An 18387-nucleotide genomic window follows, 5' to 3' on the forward strand; every position below is an offset into this window, starting at 1 on the left:
TATACTAATAGATAATATCATATTTTCTTATGTTGAGAATTTTGTAAATTTGCACCATGATAAAAATAGGCAACATAGAACTGCCGGAATTTCCACTTTTGCTGGCTCCGATGGAAGATGTGAGTGATCCTCCGTTCAGACGTTTATGTAAAATGCACGGTGCAGACTTGATGTATTCGGAATTTATTTCTTCCGAAGGGTTAATTCGTGATGCGATCAAAAGCCGTAAAAAACTGGATATTTTCGATTATGAAAGACCGGTAGGTATACAGATTTTTGGTGGAGACGAAGAGGCGATGGCCATGTCTGCAAGAATTGTAGAAACGGTAAATCCGGATCTGGTGGATATCAATTTTGGATGTCCTGTAAAAAAAGTTGTCTGTAAAGGAGCTGGAGCAGGAGTTTTAAAAGATATCGACCTTATGGTTCGTCTTACAAAGGCTGTTGTAAGTTCCACTCACCTTCCTGTAACCGTAAAAACCCGTTTAGGATGGGACAGCACCAGTATTAATATTGATGAAGTAGCAGAGCGCCTGCAGGAAACGGGAATCAAAGCATTGACGATCCATGCGAGAACCCGTGCCCAAATGTACAAGGGAGAAGCAGATTGGGAACATATTTCCAGAATCAAACAAAATCCTAATATTGAAATTCCCATCTTTGGAAACGGTGATATTGACTCTCCTGAAAAGGCTTTAGCTTATAAAGAAAAATACGCATGTGACGGAATCATGATTGGTCGTGCTGCCATTGGATATCCTTGGATTTTCAATGAGATTAAGCATTTCTTTAAAACCGGTGAGCATTTACCTGCTCCTACTATTGCAGACCGATTGCTTGCAGTGCGTCAACATGCTGAATGGAGTACAGAGTGGAAAGGTGAAAGATTGGGATTAGTAGAGATGAGACAGCATTACAGCAATTATTTCAGAGGAATTCCTCACTTTAAAGAATTCAGAAAGAAATTCCTTGAAGTTTTTACCATGGAAGAGATGGACAGCTTAATTAAAGAAACCCAACAATTCTACGAAGAATACCAGGAACAAATATAAAAGCAAAAAACCATCAACTCAATGAATTGATGGTTTTTTTATGGTTGAAGATTGAATTCCTTTTATTTTAATATCCTTCTGATGAAGATTCATCCTTAATAAGTGCTAATGCTGAAGAAGTTCCTATTCTTTTCACTCCCATACTGATCATTTTTTCAGCATCTTCGGGTGTTCTTACTCCTCCGGCTGCTTTTACAGGAAGTTTTCCTGCATTATCCAGCATAATTTTTATTCCGTCAAATGTTGCACCATTAGGTTTCCCGTCTGTAGTTGCAAAAAATCCTGTAGAAGACTTTACAAAAATTTTAGAGAAGTCGTTTTCTGAGAAGTTTTCTTCTGCCCATCCAGAAATATTTTTGGTAAGATCTGCAATCTGATCATCTGTTAAAGCGGCAATTTCAATAATCCACTTTGCAATCTTATGATGATCTAAGGCCAGTTTTGTACATTGTACAAATTCATTTTTTACCAATGTTATATTTCCTTGAAGATAGGCTGTATAATTAATAACAAAATCCAATTCATCAGCTCCGTCTTCAATAGCTTTAGAGGCTTCTGTAAGCTTCTCTTCTACCGAATACGTTCCTTCGTGAAAGCCTATCACAGTACCTACTGCAACATTTGAATCTCTTTCCTGAATATATTTCTTGATCTCTGCTACATAATCAGGTCTGATCATGACGGCAAAAATACCGTTATCAATCGCTTCCTGCGCTAATTCTTTGTCTTTTTGAAGTGTTTCTTCGTGGGAAATACCTGATTGTTCTGGCGTTTTCAGGTAAGTTGAATCCAAATATTGGGCTATTTTCATATCGTTATACTTTCAATTGTCTGTAAATACCTTGTTCCAAAGATATAAAAGTTTCTGTTCTTGTTACTCCTTTAAGCTTCTGAAGTTTGTTAAGAATTTGCATCAGATGATCATTATCTTTACAAAGAACTTTCAGGAATATGGTATAATTCCCTGTTGTATAATGGGCTTCTACTACTTCATTGATATCATGTAAAGATTTTACCACATCAGGATAATGACTTGGCTGGTCCAGAAACACACCAATATAGGAAATTACCTTATACCCGATTTTTTTAGGATTAAGGAATGAAATAGAGTTTTCAATAACTCCCGCGTGCTCTAGTTTTTTAATTCTTTGATGTACTGCAGTTGTGGAAATTCCAACATTCTTAGAGATGTGGGCCAAAGAGGTTTTAGCATTATCCATCAACATATAAATAATTTCCTTATCAATCGAATCTAAATGATAGCTTGTGTTACTCGAATTTTTCATTTTCTGTTTTTTTATTATTTATGTTTTTTTACTGTATACTTTTAAAGGTAACAAAAACCGGAAAGTGATCACTGTAGCCTCCCAAATACCGGGTACCGGCATAAGTTCGGAAAGGTCGTCCTTCAAAATTTCTGGTTCTGCTTCTTATCTTTTCAGAGTTAAATATATGAGCATCCTGAAAGGCCAGTGTTTTATTATCAAGAAGAGATCTTGACATAATAATCTGATCATACAGCAGTCCAGACTTATAATGAAAAGTAGAATAATTTCTTGTAGAAAACAACTTCTGAAAAGGGTTCATCAGAACCTTCTCACGATCGTTGTCGTAGAGAATTTGTACTAAATTTTCATCATCCGGGTTTTCGTTAAAATCACCACACAATATAACATGTTCTTTATCAACATCTACAATTTTCATAATCCTTTGACGGATCTCATTCATAATAAAGGTTCTTTTAGGCTTGTTGATATCTTTCTCGCGCTTAGAGGGAAGGTGAGCGACAAAAACATTAATTATTTCCCCTTTATATTTTATTTTTGAAAAAAGTACATCTCTGGTTGTGTCGTAAATTCCTGTTTTTTTATTTATTATTTCAAAAAAGAAAGTAATGGTTTCAGAATCCATCACCTCTACTTTGTTTTTATCATATAGCATGGCCACGTCTACTTTTCTTTCATCCATAGAGTTGTAATGTACAATTCCATATTCTGAATGAAAAGGTTCCATTTCCACAAGATCTTCCAGAACTTGCCTTCCGGAAACTTCCGATAATCCGATCATAAACGGCAATACACCGTTTTCTTCCTTCATCAGTTGAAAAACATGAGAAATCTTAAAAAGTTTATTTTTATATCTCTTTTCATCCCAATTTCTTAAACCTGACCTGGTAGGATCTAATTTATGTACAGGTGTAGGATCAGGTAAAAATAAATTTTCAACATTATAAAAAGAGAATAGTTCCTTCAACATTAATTACTATACTTTTTAAATTAGTCAACTCTTTGTCTTTCGAATGTAATCTGCTATTATTTTTTTAAATTCCATTGAATGCCTTCATTACGTAAAAATAAATATACAACAACGAATAGGTCAAAAGTAATGAAAAAACACCAACAAATTCATTTATCACAAATTAATTTTTCAATTTTTGTTATATTTTAATAAAAAATTCAAAATATAAAAATCTTAAAATTCAGAAAAAAAACTAATAAAATTTTCACCCTAAACTAAGAAAGTTAATTTTTTTCTTTTTATTTTAATATAATGCAAAAATTATTCCGTTTTCAATTGAATTAACTGAAAATAATGCACAAATAGGCATTCGAACGTTATTAAAGTAAATCCGGTCGTTTTTCCTTAGTAATCCTTACAGCTTCGTCATGGCGCCACTCTTCAATCTTACCAAAATTGCCACTGAGAAGGATTTTTGGCACCTCTAAACCTTTATAACTTTCAGGTCTTGTATAAATAGGAGGAGAAAGAAGATCATCCTGAAAACTGTCGGTTAAAGCACTCTGTTCATCATTTAAAACTCCTGGAAGAAGTCTGATAATAGAATCTGCAAGAACACAAGCAGCCAGTTCTCCTCCTGTAAGAACATAGTCTCCGATCGAAATTTCTTTTGTAATGTGAAGATCTCGTACACGTTGATCTATTCCTTTGTAGTGGCCACAAAGAAAGATCAGATTATTTTTTATGGAAAGAGAGTTGGCGATTTTTTGATTCAGAGTAACTCCATCTGGTGTCAGATAGATCACTTCATCATAATTTCTTTGAGATTTAAGCTCGGAAATACACTTATCCAGAGGTTCAACCATCATCACCATACCGGCACCTCCTCCATAAGGTTCATCATCAATCTGTCTATGTTTATTGATTGCCCAATCTCTCAGATGGTGAAAATGCACTTCTGCCAGTCCTTTATCCATCGCTCTTTTCAAAATAGAAGTTTTAAACGGACTTTCCATCAGTTCAGGAAGCACGCTTATTATGTCAATTCTCATTGTAATGTTCCGTTTTTCTTAGTAGGTATAATAATTAATCTTAAAGAAGAATCTTTGTTTATATAGCTCCACATCCAGTTGAAGAATATAGCCAGCTTATTTCGAACGCTCAAAATTAGCATTAAATGGAGAAACATCCAGAAATACCAGGCAAGAAATCCCTGAAATTTTATGAATGGCAGATCTACAACAGCTCTGTGCTTTCCTATGGTAGCCAGAGAACCTTTGTCTTCATACTCATATTCTTTCCATTCGCTGTGATTTTTCTTTAAAAGGTTTTTACCTAAATTTTTAGCCTGATTAATGGCTACGTTTGCTACCTGCGGATGGCCTTGTGGATATTTTGGGGTTTCCATATAGGCAATATCTCCGATGGCATAAATATTATCATAGCCTTGTACTTTATTGTATCGGTCTACGATGTATCTGTTTCTTATCAATTTTTCTTCAGGAAAACCTGCCACCACATTTCCGGTAACTCCGGCTGCCCAGATCACGTTATTGGAAGGGATTTCTTTTCCGCTTTTCAGATGAACCTTATCACCATCGTATTCTGTTACCACTTCACCACTCATAAAAGTAACACCGAGGTCTTTGAGATACTTTTCCGATTTATCCTGAGCTTCCGGGCTCATAACAGCCAAAGGCTTTTCCGTGGAACTTACCAGAATGATTTTCAGATGGTCGAAGTTCATGTATGGGTAATCTCTTGGCAGAATATCTTTTTTCATTTCGGCAAAAGCTCCTGCAAGTTCTACACCGGTTGGTCCGCTTCCTACGATTACGATATTCCAGTTTCCGTCATCACTGCGGCTTTTTTCAATAATCAGTTTTTCGAAGGTCGTCAACACATGATTTCTGATGCTGATGGCTTCCTGAGTATTTTTCATTCCGAAGGCTTTTCCCTCCAGTTCTTTGTTTCCGAAAAAATTAGTTTTACAGCCAGTTGCGATGATGAGTTTATCGTAGGTAAATTCTGCTTCATCGGTAATCACCTTATTGTGTACAGGATCTATTTCTCTGACGTCCGTCATCCTGAACTGTGTGTTTCTGGATTGCTGAAAAATTTTCCTGAAGGGGAAAGAAATATTGGAAGGCTCTATCCTTCCTGAGGCTACCTGGTAAAAGAGCGGCTGAAACATATGGTGGTTCATCCGATCCAGAACAATAACCTTTTTGTTCTTGTTATTCAACGTTTTTGCAAGTTGCAGCCCCGCAAATCCTCCTCCTATAATGATGATTTTTTCGCGTGTTTCCATAATACACAAATTTACTGATTTTATTTTAGCATTTAGTAGTGAAAAAAGTTAGTTTTGCAAAACTTTATGACACCACGAAAGTACACCAAAAAAACTGCCAAACAAGTTCACAAGAACAGACGGAAGAAGTATTTTTTCCGAAGATGGGTAATATTGGTAATACTGGCAATAGCTTTAGTGGGAACCGGCTTTTACCTGAAACAGTCTGTAAGCTATTATTATGCGCTATACTTTAATAAATTCAAACATAAAAAGCTTCATAACAGTGAAAAGGAAGCCTTACGGATCCAAAGAATTCTCAGCAGCAATCTTGATAAAACCTATGGTTTTGATGTTTCTCATTATCAGAATAAAGAAGATATAAAATGGGATAGCCTGAGTATTGGAAATAAAACAATTCCGTTAGAATTTGTGGTTATGCGTGCTACCATGGGAAACCGAAGCGCAGATAAACATTTTGATGAATTCTGGGAAAGCGCTAAAAAGCATGATCTGATCCGTGGAGCTTATCATTTTTACAGAGCTGATGAAGATCCTGTGATTCAGGCGAATAATTTTCTGGCCAATGTAAAACTGGAAAGCGGTGATCTGCCGCCTATTTTGGATATTGAAAAAGTACCTAAACGGAAAACCAATAAAAAACTGGTTGAAGACCTGAAAATATGGTGCAAAATTGTGGAAGACACTTATGGTGTAAAACCTATCATCTACACCTACTATCATTATTATAACGATTTTCTGAAAGGTGAGTTTGATGGATACCCTTTATGGCTAGCCAATTACAACGACGTCCCTTCCCCTACTCCAGATGATCAGTGGGATTTCTGGCAGTTTACGGAAAACGGAATCGTTCATGGAATCAATGCCAAGGTTGATCTGGATATCTATAATGGAAACTCCTGGTCTCTGAAAAGATTAACACTTGATTAATCACTAGAATGTAAGCCCGTAAAAAACAGAAACCTAAAGTTTTTAAAGGTATATGATTATTTCAATACGCTCAATTACTTACAATTTCTGTCTTCTTTACTGCATTCAATTATTTTTTGCCGAGAAACTGTATAATGTCTGCATTCAATTCGTCTGCTTTTTCAAAAGGAACCATATGAGTGGTATCTTTATAAATCTTCATTTTTGTATTGGGAATCTGCTTAGCGATCCATTCTGTGTGATCAGGCTTGATAACATCTTTATCTCCGGCAATAACTAATACCGGGCTTTTTATTGCATTCAAATCTTTTGTACTGATGTTTGGCTCTGTAAGCATTAATTTTAAAAGCCTACGTTCTTTAAATGTTTCTCCGGGTCCTATATCATTCAGTTGCTTCATCTGTGTAGTAAACCGTTCAGTAAGCCTGTCATCCACTCCTTCAGGAAAGGCATTCGCTCCGATGATTATTAATCTGTTTAGGTTTCCAGAATATTTCATAGCAAACTCAAGCCCTGTATTCCCTCCGTCACTCCATCCGGCAATATTTATTTTTTCAAGATTCAGGTGACCAATAAGAGCTTTCAGGTCATCTGCAAACTGTTTATAGGTAAAATCTTTTCTTGATGTATCGGTACTTTTCCCCTGTCCCCTTGTATCTATGGCAATTACTTTAAATTGCTTCGATAATACCGGAATCTGCTGATAATAGTCTTTTATACTTCCCGAATTTCCATGAAGCAGTACCAAAGGCTCTCCTTCCCCATAAATCTCGTAGTACAGTTCAGCATCCTTCAGCTTAAGGCTGGCTCCCGCGGAGGAATTTTTACCATAATCCGTTTGGTCTGCAGCATCATTGTACTTTGAAACATCGGGCATCAGGCTTTCTGCGTTATTGTCCGAATATGCGTTCTCGTCCGGATCGTTATTTGCGCTTTTATCCACTTTTACATCAATATTAATGGCAGGAGCTGCAATACTCATTTTCTGCCAGTCTCCATAAAACTCTCTTATAAATCCTGTTCTGAATAATGCTGCACTTATTTTTATCGTTCCTTCAAAATCTTTTAAGAATTGAATTCCTACAAAGAATTTTCCCTGAACCCAGATATTATGGTTATTCACATCCAGAGTATAAGTTCCGTCTTTTATCATGTCTTCAGTAAGCTGCACAGTAATTTCTTCATCCAGAATATTCTTGTCCGGAAAACCGTTTTTTTCACTGTAAATACTGTAACGCATCAAAACAGGCTGGTTGGAAGTATAAGCAGCAATATTCAGGTTGATATTTTTAATTTTTGAGCGTTTCTTCGCATTAAATTCCAACGCTGTTTCTCCTAAAAAACTCGTTTTATTCATTACTGGATTAACAAAATAAATAACGTGTTTCGTTTTTGTTTTCACGCCCCAGTTTTTGTCTACAAGCTTCTTAGGCTTAATGGAAATTTCCTTAATATTTTTCGTCTTCTCTGTTAAAAATATTTTCTGTTGATCGTGTTTTTTAAAATTCTGCACGGTCTCCTGATACAGTTCATATCCCGGAACTTCAATTCTTATTTTCTGCTGTGGGTCCAGATTGGAAAGATCCAGAGAAAATTTTCCTTTTTCGTCGGAGATTGTTCCTAAGATTTTTTTTTCAACTCCTACTTTCACATACGAAATAGGTTGATTTTCATTTTTAGAAAGAATGGTCCCGGAAATAATCTGTGCATTAAAAGTGACAGTACCCAAAATGAAAAATAGGGCATTTAATTTTTTCATGTTAAAAGTTTGATGCAAACTTATTTATTTAGCCCCATCCATACTCATAAAACAGTATTAAAATTGACCTGTTTTTAGTTAAAGTTCTTTTAAAAATTTTTCCTATTTCTATAAAATCAAAAAAACTCAGTTCTTAAAGAATATTCATCACTTCTTCCCATGAATGTACCCTGTGGTAGGTTTCGTTTTCTATCAGTTCATTATGAGGTTGGGTGAAGATCAGCCTTTTCCCGTCAAAATGATCCAAATTTTTGGGATAATCATCAATCATTACATCTCCGGCTACTACTTTTTTACTTCCACAAAGAACAATCTGTTCCCAGCCGATGAATGGAAAATGCTCTTTCAGCCAATCATATTTTTCTCTTAAACTGTTGGGGAATTCCATTCCTGCAGAAACAATATACAGTTCGTACTTATTGTTCAGGTATTCCATAGCTTCACGACTTCCTTCAATTAAAGGTAAAGTCCTGAAAAACCCAGGTTCATTAACGTGTTTTTTTCCATTGGGAAAAGATTCTATTTCTGGTTTCCCTTTCAAATTAGTGATCTCGATCTCTCTCCCGGTATCTCTTTTTTCAAATTCTATCAGCTGGTGATACACATCGGCCATTACCCCGTCCATGTCGACAATTACTTTTTTCATTACTTCAAATCAGGTTTTTTGTATTGTTTATTATATACTCATCGTATTGAGTCTTATCAAATTTACAGAATTGTTTTCTCAGAGAATGGACACAGTCTATTAAAAAATTATAAATAAAATGGGAGAAGTGATCTTACTAAGGTGTTTGACTTTTTGTAAAGAGTTTCGTTTTTTCAACCCTGTCAAGGTTTAAAACCTTGACAGGGTTTCTCCCTTCAACAATTCATTTTCCGAATTTCTGTTCTCTCCACTGGATAGAAATAAAAAAGACAGATCTACAATTCAGATTAAATAATAATTATAACAGATCTTCCAGAAAATTTTCTGCCTACATTTTCGTACTTTTGCGGTTCAATTCAAAATCAATATCAAACCATTACATTCCAATGAATTACGTTTCTGTAGAAAATCTTACTAAATCTTATGGCATCAAAGTTTTGTTCGAAAATATCTCTTTTCATGTCAATGAAGGTGACAAAATAGCCATTGTCGCCAAAAACGGAAGCGGAAAATCTACCCTTCTTAAAATATTAATGGAGAAAGAAATTGCAGACAGTGGCAATGTGATGATCAATAAAGATATTCAGGTAGTGTTATTTGACCAGGAAATCGATTTTGATTCTAATCTCACTATCGACGAATTTATGATGACACTTGATTCTGCGCCAATTCAGGCCTTAAAGAATTATCATAAATCATTACTTTCTACAGATTATGATTTCATTGAAAAAGCTCTGGCCGAAATGGAAATTCATAAAGCCTGGGACCTGGAGAATGATATGAAACAAATCCTCTCTCAGTTGAAAATCACAGATCTGGAAGCTAAAATGGGAACACTTTCCGGAGGGCAGATCAAGCGTGTGGCTTTAGCAAAATTGCTAACTGAAACAAGAGCAGAGCACCGTCATACTCTTTTGATCATGGATGAGCCAACCAACCACCTTGATGTAGAAATGGTTGAATGGCTTGAAAGCTATCTAAGCAAAGCCAAAATAACATTAATTCTGGTTACTCACGACCGGTATTTCCTTGACAGCGTTTGTGACATTATCTGGGAAATGGAAGATAAAAATCTGTATTTCCACAATGGTTCGTATGCGACTTATCTTGAGAACAAAATGATTCGTGAGGACAATATGAATTCCACAATCGACAAGGCTAATAATCTTTACAGAAAAGAACTGGAATGGATGCGAAGACAGCCTAAAGCCAGAACTACAAAATCAAAGTCCAGACAAGAAGACTTTTACGAAACTGAAAAAATAGCTAAAACCGATACTCGAAAAGAAGCTCTGGAACTCGATTTTGAAATGAAAAGACTCGGAAATAAAATTTTGGAACTTCGAGATATTTCTAAAAGTTATGACGAAAAATTATTAATAAAAGATTTCAGTTATCAGTTTCAAAGAGGTGAGAAAGTAGGAATTGTAGGAAAAAATGGTGCCGGAAAATCTACATTACTGAATATCATCCAAGGTCTTGAACCAAAAGATTCCGGTGAAATTGAAACCGGAGAAACGATCAAATTCGGATATTTTTCACAAAAAGGTCTGAAATATAAAGAAGATGAAAGGGTAATTGACTTTATCAAAGAAATTTCCGAAAACTTCCCTTTAGCTAACGGAAGGACGATCTCGGCATCCCAATTTTTGAGGCTGTTCTTATTTGATGACCAAACGCAGTACTCACCTATTTCCAAACTTTCGGGAGGTGAGAAAAGAAGACTCCACCTGATGTACATTTTGTATCAGAATCCAAACTTTCTGATATTTGATGAACCTACCAATGATCTGGATCTTCCAACTTTGACTGTTCTGGAAAATTTCTTACTCAACTTTCAAGGGAGTTTGATTATTGTTTCCCACGACAGATATTTCATGGACAGAATCGTAGGCCATGTTCTTGCATTTGAAGGAGATGGAAAAATCAGAAATTTTGTCGGAACATTCTCAGAATACAGAGAAGCTAAAAGTCGTGAGGATTCATTAGAAAAAAATACAGTACCAAAACCAGAACCTGTAAAAGAAATTGTGGCAGTAAAAGAAGTTTCTGAACCTGTTTCTAAAAAAAGAAAAATGTCTTTTAAGGAACAGCGTGAACTGGAAACCATAGAAAAAGAAATGCCAGAACTTGAACAAAAGCGTGCTCAAATAATGGATCAGCTTAATAATGAAACGGAATACGAAAAAGTTGCAAAACTATCTGCTGAGTTGGAAACTATTTCTGAAAAGCTAGAAGAATATGAAATGAAGTGGCTGGAACTTCAGGAAATGCTTTAGTAATAATAAATTATGAATGAGTTCAAAGTATAAAATTCAAGATTGATTGGAGTCGTAATTAGAGATTATCAACTCTTTTACCCTACAAACTCTACAACTCTTTGAACTCATTCATAGCTTATCCTCTATAATGTAATTATTTTTTCTTCTTTTGCACTTTCCAGAGAAGCATCAATAATTTTCATATTCTGAATAACTTCTTTTCCTGGAGATGGCAAAGCGTACCCAAACACAATATGTTCATAGATCTGCTGGTAATAATCCATATAATTTCCGGCTTTACTTGAGGTAAGCATTCTTTCGGTTTCGGAGTTTTCGTTTAAAAAGTTTAAAATTCCGTCTGTTCCGGTAAGGGGCTGTGTCCATTCTGTACCATATTCAGGAATTGCTCCTGCAACCAGTTCGTTTTCCTGATTATCTGTTCTTTCCTGTAAAAAGCTTCCTTTATCTCCATGAATCACGTAAGCATAGTGCGCTTCTTTACTGAATACCGACGACTTTAGTCTTACTCTCAGATTGTTTTTATAGAATAAAAGAATTTCGAAATAGTCATTGGCAAACTCAGAACCTTTCATTGAAAAAACGTCAGCAAAAAGTTTTTCAGGATATCCGAAATACTGTACTGCCTGGTCTACAAGATGTGCCCCAAGATCGTGAAGAGAACCAGAACCTATCTCATCCGGGTTTTCTTTATGCTGCTTTCCGCTTGGAGTAGTACGGAATCTGTCAAAACGAATCTCGATCTCCTTACTATTTCCTAATTTCCCCTCCTGCAAAATCTTCTGTACCTGTAGAAAATCCCGGTCAAATCTTCTGTTTTGGTATACACTTAAAAAAAGACCTTTTTCTTCTGCAAGCTGCACAAGCTCTTCTGCCTGGGAAACGTTTACTGTAAAAGGTTTTTCAACGATGATATTTTTTCCGGCTTCCAGCGCTTTTTTGGCATATTCATAATGTGTCTGCACAGGCGTATTAATGATAACCAACTCCACATCCGAATTCTGAAGCATTTCTTCTACAGAACGGTAAATAACAGCTTCAGGGTATTTTTCCTTAGATTCTTCTTTGCTTCTTTCCACGACTGCAGAAATAAAAAACCCCGGATGTTCTTTTAAAAAGGGAGCATGGAATATTTTTCCACTCATGCCAAAGGCACAAAGCCCTGCTTTTATCAATTGCATATTCTCTTTTTTTTCAACAAATATATTCATAAAAAAGTTGTGATTTTTGAAATATAGCATGCATAGAAACAATCCATTTACACTTCTTATTGCAATATGATATAAGTCATTAAATTATTTTTATCTATTCTAAACAAATACTTACATTTGTGCCTTATTTAAAATCGTTCTACATAAAAATACAATGAAAAGACAACTACTTTCTTTAGGGCTCCTATTGGCAGCTGTATCAGCAAGTTCGCAGATGAAAAATGCTGAAGCAGATACCATCAGAACCCAAACCATTGAAGACATTAATCTTCACAAAACAGGAAATCCTAACCAAGCCAGGCCATTATCAACAAAATCAAATTTGACGGTAATGGAAAATCCGCAGCCTATTGCCATTGTAACGCACGAAATTATCGAGCAACAGCAGGCAAAACAACTGAGTGATGTTATCCAAAATGTAAACGGAATGTATGTAACGTCTTCAAGAGGTAATTCTCAGGATAGTTTTGGTGGCCGTGGTTTCATTCTGGGTAATGATAATATCTTTAAGAACGGAACAAGAATAAACAGTGGTGTTTTCCCTGAAGTGAGTGGTTTAGAAAGAGTGGAGGTTTTAAAAGGCGCCAATGCAATGTTGTTCGGTAATGCTGCTGCGGGAGGAATTATCAATATGATTACCAAGAAACCTAAATTTAATTTTGGAGGAAGTGTTGGTTTGAACGGAGGAAGCTGGAATTCTTATAAGCCAACAGTTGATGTATATGGCCCTCTATCAAAGAATATTGCTTTTCGAGTGAATGGAACGTATGAATATGCAGAAAGTTTCAGAGATGTTGTAAGTTCCGAAAAATATTATTTCAATCCTTCATTTTTATTCAATATCAGTCCGAAATCTCAGTTGATCATTGAAGCGGATTATCTTAAGAATAATTTTACTCCGGATTTTGGTCTTGGTTCCATCACCAAACCTGATGGTTCGTATGAACTGAATACATTGTTACCAAGAAATGCTTTTCTTGGAGCAGACTGGCAATATCAGAATGTGCAGCAGGTTTCTACAAATGCCACCTTCAATCATCAGTTTAATGAGAAATGGTCTTTGAATGCTGTAGCATCATATCAGAATTATACTAAAGATTATTTTTCTACTGAAAGAATACAGTGGGGATATGATAAAAATAACAACCTGTTCTGGACCCGACCTTTAAACAGAACGTATAACGAGCAAAATTATACTTCTGCTCAGGTGAACATCAATGGTGAATTTAAAACTGGAAGAATTGATCACAAAGTACTGATTGGTGCAGATACAGATTATGCTACTTCAGACTCTTATACTTATTTTGACCCTACCAGAGATCCTAAAAAAGTTTCTCTTTATGGAACATCTTATTTATATGGAGCCAATGGTAACCCGGATGGATTAGTATATATGAATAACCCATCCACATGGGCAGCAGGAGCTATGCCAAGCTCTCAAACAGCTGATAAAACCCGTATCAATACAAGAAGAATTGGAGTATATGCTCAGGACTTCATCAGTCTTTCCAAAGAGTTCAAAGTATTGGCAGGATTAAGATGGTCATATATTGAGAATATGCCTACCATCATCACAAGATATAAAACCTTTAATAAAGGAATACTTGATCCTACCGCTGCAATGTCTAAAACATTGGTAAATAACAGCTCTACATCTGACCAGGCAATATCTCCAAAAGTAGGTATTGTTTATATGCCGAATACTAATCTATCGGTATTTGCTACTTATACCAACTCTTTCGTTTCTAATGCAGGATATACTTCTGGTGATCTTGCCAACCTTAATACGAATGGAAGTGCAAATGATGTATTAAACAGAATCAACAATTTATCAAGAGAAGGAATTAAGCCTACCACTGTTGATCAATATGAAGTAGGAGCAAAGAAAAACTTCTGGAACAACGCGCTTGCGGTAAACCTTACTTTATATCAGATCATTTATAACAACTATTATCAGAACTACTTCTATACAACGGTAGTAAGTAATGTAACCAATGTCATCACTCCTGATGCCAACTTAAAAGAGCTTGCGGGAAAAATGAGAAGCCGTGGGGTAGAATTGGACATTACAGGAAATCCTAATGAAAACCTATCCATTATAGCAGGTTTCTCTTACAACAATTCCGTCTATATCGATACTCCTGAAAAAGGATATGTTGAAAACCAAAGACTGGTAAGAACCCCTGCAACGACAGCTAATGCCTCAGTTTTCTATAAATTTACCAATTATGTAAAAGGATTAAAGGTTGGAGCAGGAATTTATTACATTGGAGATAGAATTGCAGGATGGAATGATTCAAAATCTACCAATATTTCCAGAAACAATGTAACAAGAATGTTTGATCTTAAAGATTATACAACGGTAAGTTTATCTGTAGGATATGACTGGAAAAAATTCTCTCTTCAGGGTAAAGTAGGTAACCTGTTTGATGTGGTGAACTACAACGTTCACGAGAACTATTCTGTGAACCCGATAACACCGAGAAATTATTATTTTACACTGACCTACAGACTGTAAAATAATATATATAATCATTTTCTCATTAAAAGTGGAAGTTGCATTTTTGCAGTTTCCACTTTTGAACTTTAAAAACAAAACAAATACTACGATATGGATAAGATTAAAGACACCAGAAGCTTCATGAGAATTACACACCGTTATCTGGGGTATTTCCTTGCAGGGATTATGGCGGTGTATGCTTTAAGTGGAATTCTTCTGGTTTACCGAGACACCGATTTTCTGAAAAATGAAAAAAAGTACGACAAAACTATAGCTAAAGACCTTACTGAAAAACAATTGAAAAAAGAATTGAAAATGAAAGGCCTTGAAGTGGAAAAAACAGAAGGAACAGTACTTTACTTCAAACAGGGAACCTATGACTCTGCTACAGGAAAGGCTCTATACTCAAAAAAGGAATTACCGTTTGTATTGGATAAGATGGTTTCTCTTCACAAGTCACAGTCTAAAGATGCTATTTCTCCCCTAAGCGTATTTTTCGGGGTTTCTCTTTTCTTCTTTGTGATTTCCAGTTTCTGGATGTTTAATCCTAAAACAAAAGCTTTTAAACGAGGAATTAAGTTTACAATAGCTGGTCTTATTGTCTCTATCATTCTTCTGTTTATTTAACAAAAATTTAAAAGAAGAAAGGTCATCTGCCAGATAATTTCATATTCCGTTCATTATCATTTTGATAAAAAAAACAAATAATAAATAAAAACAATTATTTATTCAGGCTTCAAAAACCTATTATTTCTTTGCTTTATCGTTATAAGATCATCAGTGAATATGTTAAAAAATTGCATTGTATGTTATTCATATTCTTAACATTAATTTAGAAAAATTACCTAAAATTAAGATTCTGGCACATTTATTGTTTTTTCTATAATTCGTGAATAATAAAACATTTAATTATTAAAATAATAAATTATGAAAAGACTTATTTTAACAGGGATATTAGCCGTAGCAGGTCTGACAGCCACAGCAAACGCTCAGATTCAAAAAGGTAATTGGATGGTAGGAAGTAGCATTGTTGCAAGTAACTTTGGCCTGAATACTGGTGGAGGATACAACATTTCACTACAACCAAAAGCAGCTTATTTTCTTCAAGATAACGTAGCTGTTGGGGGATATGTTGATTTAGGATTCAATAAAGTAGCGAAGGGATCACCTACAAACTTTGTATATAAAGTAGGAGCTCTAGGTCGTTATTATGTATCTCCAGGTGAAAAAGGGATCGACAATCTATTACATCACGGACGTTGGTTCTTCGAAGGTAACGTAGGTATTGGAGGAACTTCTACAGAAGGAGGAAACTCTACTACTGGTTTAGATTTCGGAGCTGGCCCAGGATACTCTTACTTCATCACTCCAAATATTGGTGTTGAAGGTTTAGTAAAATATAACGGTGTTGCAGGTTTTGGTAGCGAAGGTTTAACTTCTACTCTAACGTTCAATGTTGGATTTAGTATTTATTTACCTACTTCTAAAGGTAAGCAAATCATTAACGACGTTAAGTAATTATTGAAATACTTATAAAAAATGAAAGCGCCCCGGAAAATTTATTTTCGGGGCGCTTTTCGTACAAATTAAAACTAAACTATAAAAAATCAAATAAATCATGTATTCGGTTGAGGCGTATATCTTAAATACGGCTTTATTTCTGTCACTCCTTTTGGGAATATTTTTTTTGCTTCTTCTGTAGAAACTGAAGGTGGAATAATAACATCTTCACCATCTTTCCAGTTAACAGGAGTCGCTACCTGGTAAGAATCTACCAACTGTAGAGAATCCAGCACTCTAAGGATCTCATCAAAATTCCTTCCTGTAGAGGCCGGATAGGTAATAATCAGTCTAACTTTTTTTGCAGGATCTATGATTAATAAAGAGCGAACAGTAGCTGTAGCTGATGCGTTAGGATGAATAAAATCATACAGCTCGGAAACTGTTCTTTCTTTATCTGCGATAATAGGAAACAGAACATGGGTATTCTGGGTCTCGTTAATATCTTTCACCCAGTTTTGGTGATCTTCTACTCCATCCACACTTAAAGCGATCACTTTTGTTCCTCTGGCATCAAATTCCGACTGCAATTTTGCTGTATATCCTAACTCTGTAGTGCAAACCGGCGTATAATCTGCAGGATGGGAAAACAAAATTCCCCACGAATCTCCTAGATAATTATAAAAATTAATATCACCTACAGACGACTCTGCCTGAAAGTTAGGCGCTGTATCTCCTAGTTTGATTGACATAATATTCTTTCTTTATAGTCTACAAATTTAGTAGACTTTTTGGAACTGGCAAATTTTTTGATGAAAATTTATATCTTTAATTAAAATTTTTATTCATGGAGAAAACTGGGCTCAGGTACGTAGATGTTGTTTATAAAGTTTTGGAAAGTTGGTATGTAACATTTGCAGCGCTTACTCCTAAACTGATTGTTGGAATTTTAGTATTTACATTTTTTCTAATCACCAGTAAATATTTAAGTAAAGGAGCTGTAAAACTATTTCATAAATTCTTCCCTAAAAGTCAGAAAGAAAGTTCACTAGTTACTTTAATCAGTATTTTCAGATTTTTGATTATGCTGATGGGTACATTTATTGCCCTTGAAATAATGGGCTTCAGTGGTTTTCTCTGGAAGTTTATCGGAAGTTTAGGAGTTGCCGGGGTTATTGCCGGGGTTGCTTTGAAAGATCTTGTTTCAAGTATCTTCTCGGGAATGCTGATTGGAATTGATAAGGCTTATAAAGTCGGAGATTATATTACCATCGGTGCTCATTCGGGAACGGTACAGGAAATTGGTTTCTTAACCACAAAAATCCTGACAGATGATGGAAAGAAAGCTTATATTCCCAATCAGGTTGTTTTCAATGCTCCATTTTATAATATTACCGCTTCTCCACAGCGCAGGATTATTTTAAATTTTGAAATTCCGGCCGATGAAGATATCAGCAAAGCACAAAAAGGAATTCTTGATGTCATTAAAAATCTTGATAATGTGGATAAACTGGACACGGTAGAAGTTATTTTCACAGATTTGAAACAGGGAGCCTTCAACCTTCAGGTGAAATTCTGGATAAAAGTAGGTGCCAATCTAGCTCAGGTAAGAAGTAAGGCTTATTTAGGCATTAAAGAACGTTTTGATACCGATAAAATCCAGTTGGTAACTCCTACGAGTATCAGTATTACCAGCGGTGAAACGAATTTACCGGAAACCCTTCAGGATAAGTAAAAACACATACAAAAATATAAAGGCCATTTCAAATGTTGAAGTGGCCTTTTTTATGATGATTGATTGAAGAAATTTAAACCTTATAGGTTTTAAAAACCTATAAGGTTTGGAATCCGAAAAAATAATTTTTCTTCCTTTCTCTTTTTAATTTTTAATATCTCACTTTTATTTTGCCAATAAAATTTCATTTATAAAGGTTAGATTTCGCAAAGGTGTAAGTTATTCT

General features: G+C 35.3%; 16 protein-coding genes. 7 read left to right on the forward strand and 9 right to left on the reverse strand.

What is annotated here, in order from left to right; translation table 11 throughout:
- The first annotated feature begins 56 nt into the window (after positions 1-56).
- Complete coding sequence (gene dusB / locus ACQ76T_RS18480; RefSeq protein ID WP_422694008.1) at positions 57-1052, forward strand: tRNA dihydrouridine synthase DusB; 996 nt, start codon at positions 57-59, stop codon at positions 1050-1052.
- A 67-nt stretch (positions 1053-1119) separates the two neighbouring features.
- Here dusB and deoC read toward each other — a convergent pair whose 3' ends face one another.
- The 5 genes from deoC to ACQ76T_RS18505 all read right to left on the reverse strand — a co-directional run bounded on the left by deoC (position 1120) and on the right by ACQ76T_RS18505 (position 5601).
- Entirely contained in the window at positions 1120-1863 is a 744-nt protein-coding gene (deoC, locus tag ACQ76T_RS18485; RefSeq protein ID WP_431344726.1) for a deoxyribose-phosphate aldolase, read from the reverse strand.
- A 4-nt stretch (positions 1864-1867) separates the two neighbouring features.
- Positions 1868-2338: an Lrp/AsnC ligand binding domain-containing protein gene (locus tag ACQ76T_RS18490; RefSeq protein WP_047096673.1), complete on the reverse strand. Its 471-nt coding sequence runs from the start codon at positions 2336-2338 to the stop codon at positions 1868-1870.
- Between the two features lie 28 nt (positions 2339-2366).
- The gene (locus ACQ76T_RS18495) at positions 2367-3308 is read right to left on the reverse strand and encodes an endonuclease (protein WP_431344727.1); all 942 of its coding nucleotides are present in this window, start codon (positions 3306-3308) and stop codon (positions 2367-2369) included.
- Between the two features lie 362 nt (positions 3309-3670).
- Positions 3671-4342, reverse strand: a complete 672-nt coding sequence (gene trmD, locus ACQ76T_RS18500; RefSeq protein ID WP_431344728.1) for a tRNA (guanosine(37)-N1)-methyltransferase TrmD — start codon at positions 4340-4342, stop codon at positions 3671-3673.
- Positions 4339-5601 carry an NAD(P)/FAD-dependent oxidoreductase gene (locus ACQ76T_RS18505; protein ID WP_431344729.1) on the reverse strand — a complete coding sequence of 421 codons (1263 nt, stop codon included), beginning with the start codon at positions 5599-5601 and terminating at the stop codon, positions 4339-4341. The genes trmD and ACQ76T_RS18505 overlap by 4 nt, the downstream gene beginning before the upstream one ends.
- 66 nt (positions 5602-5667) lie before the next feature.
- Between ACQ76T_RS18505 and ACQ76T_RS18510 the strand changes: the two genes are divergently transcribed.
- A complete protein-coding gene (locus tag ACQ76T_RS18510) occupies positions 5668-6531 on the forward strand; it encodes a glycoside hydrolase family 25 protein (RefSeq protein ID WP_431344730.1) in 864 nt (287 codons plus the stop codon).
- Between the two features lie 109 nt (positions 6532-6640).
- On the opposite strand, the gene ACQ76T_RS18515 is transcribed toward ACQ76T_RS18510, so the two are convergent.
- Together ACQ76T_RS18515 and ACQ76T_RS18520 are read right to left on the reverse strand one after the other, a co-directional pair.
- Positions 6641-8290 carry an alpha/beta fold hydrolase gene (locus tag ACQ76T_RS18515; RefSeq protein WP_431344731.1) on the reverse strand — a complete coding sequence of 550 codons (1650 nt, stop codon included), beginning with the start codon at positions 8288-8290 and terminating at the stop codon, positions 6641-6643.
- A gap of 133 nt (positions 8291-8423) precedes the next feature.
- Entirely contained in the window at positions 8424-8936 is a 513-nt protein-coding gene (locus ACQ76T_RS18520) for a 5' nucleotidase, NT5C type (RefSeq protein ID WP_431344732.1), read from the reverse strand.
- A 386-nt stretch (positions 8937-9322) separates the two neighbouring features.
- Between ACQ76T_RS18520 and ACQ76T_RS18525 the strand changes: the two genes are divergently transcribed.
- On the forward strand, positions 9323-11215 hold the full coding sequence (locus ACQ76T_RS18525; protein WP_431344733.1) for an ABC-F family ATP-binding cassette domain-containing protein: 1893 nt from the start codon (positions 9323-9325) through the stop codon (positions 11213-11215).
- Positions 11216-11340: 125 nt separating this feature from the next.
- Here ACQ76T_RS18525 and ACQ76T_RS18530 read toward each other — a convergent pair whose 3' ends face one another.
- Positions 11341-12396, reverse strand: coding sequence for a Gfo/Idh/MocA family oxidoreductase (locus ACQ76T_RS18530; protein WP_431344734.1), 1056 nt, complete (start codon positions 12394-12396; stop codon positions 11341-11343).
- 184 nt (positions 12397-12580) lie between these two features.
- Here ACQ76T_RS18530 and ACQ76T_RS18535 point away from each other — a divergent pair, with 184 nt between their 5' ends.
- The 3 genes from ACQ76T_RS18535 to ACQ76T_RS18545 all read left to right on the forward strand — a co-directional run bounded on the left by ACQ76T_RS18535 (position 12581) and on the right by ACQ76T_RS18545 (position 16444).
- The gene (locus tag ACQ76T_RS18535) at positions 12581-14944 is read left to right on the forward strand and encodes a TonB-dependent siderophore receptor (protein ID WP_431344735.1); all 2364 of its coding nucleotides are present in this window, start codon (positions 12581-12583) and stop codon (positions 14942-14944) included.
- A 93-nt stretch (positions 14945-15037) separates the two neighbouring features.
- The gene (locus ACQ76T_RS18540) at positions 15038-15553 is read left to right on the forward strand and encodes a hypothetical protein (RefSeq protein ID WP_431344736.1); all 516 of its coding nucleotides are present in this window, start codon (positions 15038-15040) and stop codon (positions 15551-15553) included.
- Positions 15554-15853: 300 nt separating this feature from the next.
- Positions 15854-16444 carry a hypothetical protein gene (locus ACQ76T_RS18545; protein WP_431344737.1) on the forward strand — a complete coding sequence of 197 codons (591 nt, stop codon included), beginning with the start codon at positions 15854-15856 and terminating at the stop codon, positions 16442-16444.
- Between the two features lie 98 nt (positions 16445-16542).
- Here the strand turns inward: ACQ76T_RS18545 and ACQ76T_RS18550 are convergent, their stop codons facing one another.
- Positions 16543-17178, reverse strand: a complete 636-nt coding sequence (locus tag ACQ76T_RS18550) for a peroxiredoxin (RefSeq protein ID WP_431344738.1) — start codon at positions 17176-17178, stop codon at positions 16543-16545.
- Positions 17179-17273: 95 nt separating this feature from the next.
- On the opposite strand from ACQ76T_RS18550, the gene ACQ76T_RS18555 reads away from it, so the two are divergent.
- Complete coding sequence (locus ACQ76T_RS18555; protein ID WP_431344739.1) at positions 17274-18161, forward strand: mechanosensitive ion channel family protein; 888 nt, start codon at positions 17274-17276, stop codon at positions 18159-18161.
- The last annotated feature ends 226 nt before the right edge of the window (positions 18162-18387 follow it).

Origin of the sequence: Chryseobacterium sp. JK1 (assembly GCF_050632815.1) — a bacterium.
GTDB lineage: Bacteria > Bacteroidota > Bacteroidia > Flavobacteriales > Weeksellaceae > Chryseobacterium.